Source organism: Streptomyces sp. NPDC001204, assembly GCF_053598035.1.
The window spans coordinates 1-3367 of record NZ_JBSFJL010000080.1; the positions used below are offsets into that span (position 1 = coordinate 1).

Annotated in this window: 4 protein-coding genes; all 4 read left to right on the forward strand. The window is 71.0% G+C overall.

What is annotated here, in order from left to right; translation table 11 throughout:
* Nucleotides 1-54: 54 nt before the first annotated feature.
* Genes ACWC91_RS41360 through ACWC91_RS41375 form a run of 4 tightly spaced genes read left to right on the forward strand, consistent with a single transcriptional unit; the run spans nucleotide 55 to nucleotide 3252 of the window.
* Complete coding sequence (locus tag ACWC91_RS41360) at nucleotides 55-753, forward strand: 3'-5' exonuclease (protein ID WP_450726380.1); 699 nt, start codon at nucleotides 55-57, stop codon at nucleotides 751-753.
* Nucleotides 750-1121 carry a hypothetical protein gene (locus ACWC91_RS41365; RefSeq protein ID WP_450726382.1) on the forward strand — a complete coding sequence of 124 codons (372 nt, stop codon included), beginning with the start codon at nucleotides 750-752 and terminating at the stop codon, nucleotides 1119-1121. The genes ACWC91_RS41360 and ACWC91_RS41365 overlap by 4 nt, the downstream gene beginning before the upstream one ends.
* Nucleotides 1118-1414, forward strand: coding sequence for a hypothetical protein (locus ACWC91_RS41370; protein ID WP_450726384.1), 297 nt, complete (start codon nucleotides 1118-1120; stop codon nucleotides 1412-1414). Before ACWC91_RS41365 ends, ACWC91_RS41370 begins: the two co-directional genes overlap by 4 nt.
* Complete coding sequence (locus ACWC91_RS41375) at nucleotides 1414-3252, forward strand: DNA cytosine methyltransferase (protein WP_450726386.1); 1839 nt, start codon at nucleotides 1414-1416, stop codon at nucleotides 3250-3252. Before ACWC91_RS41370 ends, ACWC91_RS41375 begins: the two co-directional genes overlap by 1 nt.
* Nucleotides 3253-3367 lie beyond the last annotated feature (115 nt).

The window sequence follows — 3367 nt, forward strand, 5'->3', positions numbered from 1 at the left end:
CGACTTCCCCCCGGCGGGCGGGGCCCGGCACCTCACACCCCGAGAGGGAGCACCATGCGCATCACTCGCCCCATCAAGCCGCCGAAGCTCCTGGCGTTCGCCGACGTCGAGTCCACCGGACTGGACCCGTTCCTGCACGAGGCGTGGGAGATCGCCGTCATCCACCGGTGTGACGGCGTCGACGAGGAGCACGTCTTCCGGATCAAGCCGGACATCACCGGTGCCGACCCCGAGTCCCTCCGGATCAACCGATACCACGAGCGCACGGCCGCCACCGACTGGAAGTGGGATGACCCGCACCTCGCGGCTGCCCAACTGCACGACCTGCTCGACGGTGCCGTGCTCGTCGGCTCGAACCCGTCGTTCGACGCCGACATGATCCGCAACCTGTTCGTCCGCTACTACGACGACGCGAAACCGTGGCACTACCGGACCGTCGACGTCGTCACCCTCGCGGCAGGCTGGTTGTACGGGCGGGCCAGCGAGTGGACCGCCCGGGACTGCGACGCCACCTGGTACGGCAAGGTCGCCACCGCGATCGGCTGGCCGTGGAAGACCCACCAGGTCTCCGAGATCGCCCAGGTGCCGATGCCCACGCCGGACGTCGCGCACACCGCTCTCGGCGACGCCCGCTGGGCACGCGACCTGCACGACGCGGTCACCGTGCCGCACGCCATTTTCGCCGCCGACGACGAGCAGCTGGCCGCGATGGCCGGCGCCGCCCTCTCGCGCAAGTTCGGGGGGCAGTCGTGACCGAGCAGCTGCAGTTCTCCCTGCCTGTCACGGGCACCGTCAACCCGGCCGCCGGTGAAGCGGCGAAGGCGGACGGCATGGCCCTCGCCCAGGCGAACACGCCGATCGAGTGGGGCGACGCGTGCGCCGCCGCCATCGAGCTGATGGCCCGCCGCGGCACCGAGTTCCAGGCCGCCGACCTCATCGCCGAGGGCCTGGTCGACGAGCCCAACAGCCCGAACCGGTGGGGGCCCGCGTTCCTCCGCGCCGCCGCGGCCGGGGTCATCGAGGCACGCGGCTACGCGAAGTCGAAGCGGGCCACCGTGCACTCCTCGATCTGCCGCACGTGGACGGGCACCGCCGAGTACCGCGAGGGGAGGGCGGCATGAGCACAGAGAAGCTGCTCGCCATCATCGCCGTGGTCGTCGTCGGCGCGGTGTTCTGCGTCCTCCAGGTACGCCGCGCCCTGCGCCAGCCCCTGGAACGGGACCGCATCGTCGCCAACGCGATCCTGCTGCACAACCCGCCCGCCCGCGAGACCGAGCCCGGCAGCGCCTTCGCTCTCCAAGACGAGTGCGAACTCCTGTGGTCCATCCCGGAGTACATCGACCCCATGACGCAGGCCGGCCTCGATCGGCTGCGCGCCGCCGTCCGCGACGAGCAGACGGGGGAGGACTCCTGATGTACCGCCACGACACCGACGCGCTCACCGTCATGGACTGGTTCTGTGGCGCAGGCGGCAGCAGCCAGGGCATGCACTCGATTCCCGGCGTCCGGATGGAGCGCGCCGCGAACCACTGGGAGCGGGCGATCGAGTCGCACGCCGCGAACTTCCCCACTGTCGACCACTACCGCGGCGACATCCGCGAGGCGCCGGTCGACACGTGGCCCGTCACCGACATCTTCTGGGCCAGCCCCGAGTGCCCGCAGTGGTCGAACGCGCGCGGCAAGAAGCGCGACTTCGACGCCTCCATGCAGGGCGACCTCTTCGGCGGCTTCGGCCCGAGCGAGGAAGTCGAGCGGTCCCGCGCACTCATGGAGGAAGTCCCCATGTACCTGCGCGGCGTGCAGGAGCGGGGCGGCCTGGTCAAGGCCGGCGTCGTCGAGAACGTCATCGACGTCCGCGCCTGGGACCAGTGGGACCGTTGGCTCGGCGAGCTCCACAAGCTCGGCTACCGGACCCGCATCATCGCCCTCAACTCCATGCACGCAGACCCGCGCACCGTCCACCAGGCACCGCAGTCCCGCGACCGCCTGTACGTCGCCTACTGGCACGAGTCCCTCGGCCGCACCCCCGACTGGGACAAGTGGCTCCGCCCGCGCGCCTGGTGCACCGGCTGTGACCAGTGGGTGCAGGCCGTGCAGCGGTTCAAGCAGCCCGGCCGGGACATGGGCCGCTACCGCCAGCAGTACGTGTACCGGTGCCCGAACGTCGCCTGCCGCAACCAGGTGGTGGAGCCCGCGACGTTGCCCGCCGCCGTCGCCATCGACTGGACCCTGCCTGGCCAGCGCATCGGCGACAAGCCGCTCAAGGAGTTCTTCGCGGACAAGGCCAAGACGCAGTCCCTCGGATTCCACCCGCTCGCGCCGAAGACCCTCGCCCGTGTCCAGGCCGGCCTCGACAAGTTCGCCCGGCCGATCACCCTGGAAGCCGCGGGCAACACCTTCGAGCGCAGGCCCGGCGTGCGCACCTGGCCCGTCGACGCACCGCTCACCACCCAGACGACGACGCCCACCAAGGCGGTCGCCTACGAGCCGTTCATGGTCCCGGCGGGAGGGACCTGGCGCAACGATCCGTCGAGCATCCTGGACCCGATGGCGTGCCGCACGACCCGAGAGAACGACGGCCTGGCCATCCCGCCGCTGCTCATCCCCGTCGAGGGCCGCGACGGCAAGGAGCCCCGGTCTGCGAACGATCCGCTCCGCACCCAGACCGCCCGCAACGAGACCGGCCTCGCCTGGCTCCCGTTCATGGTCACCATGCGCGGCGGCGGCGACCAGCTGCGCGGCCGCTCGATCGGCGAACCGGTGGGAACGGTGTCCGCCAACGGCAACCATCACGGCCTCGTCACGCCGGACGTGCCCGCGATGGTCATGCGGAACAACGGGTCGAAGGGTGACGGCGGCGAGCACTGCACCAGCGCCGCCGAGTACCTCCGCACCATGACGACGGCTGGCCACCAGTCGCTCGTCACCTGGGAGCACTTGCTCGTCCCGTACTACGGGACCGGCACCGCGAAGACGGTCCACGAACCGGTCGGCACGCTGTCGACCCGCGACCGGTACGCCCTCGTCCAGGGCGACGTCGCCATCGAGGACGTCCTCTTCCGGATGTTGGAGCCCCACGAGATCGGCCGAGCCATGAGCTTTGGCGACACGTACACCGTGCTCGGCACGAAGCGGGAGAAGGTCCGCCAGTACGGCAACGCGGTCACGCCGAACTGCGCGGAGGTCATCGTCTCCGCCCTGGTCGAAGCCATCACCGGCGGCGAGATCTCACGTCACGAGGTGGCCGCATGAAGGAGAACCTCCCCGAGACGACGGCCGCCGCCGGATCCGTCCGCCGTCTGCAGGCCCTCGCCGTGGCGGGCTGGCCGCTCGCCCGGCTGGCCCGGGAGACCGGACTCGCGCCCAC

Coding starts and splice junctions, on each gene's coding strand:
- ACWC91_RS41360 (WP_450726380.1), top strand. CDS start 55: ATGCGCATCACTCGCCCCATCAAGCCGCCGAAGCTCCTGGCGTTCGCC.
- ACWC91_RS41370 (WP_450726384.1), top strand. CDS start 1,118: ATGAGCACAGAGAAGCTGCTCGCCATCATCGCCGTGGTCGTCGTCGGC.
- ACWC91_RS41375 (WP_450726386.1), top strand. CDS start 1,414: ATGTACCGCCACGACACCGACGCGCTCACCGTCATGGACTGGTTCTGT.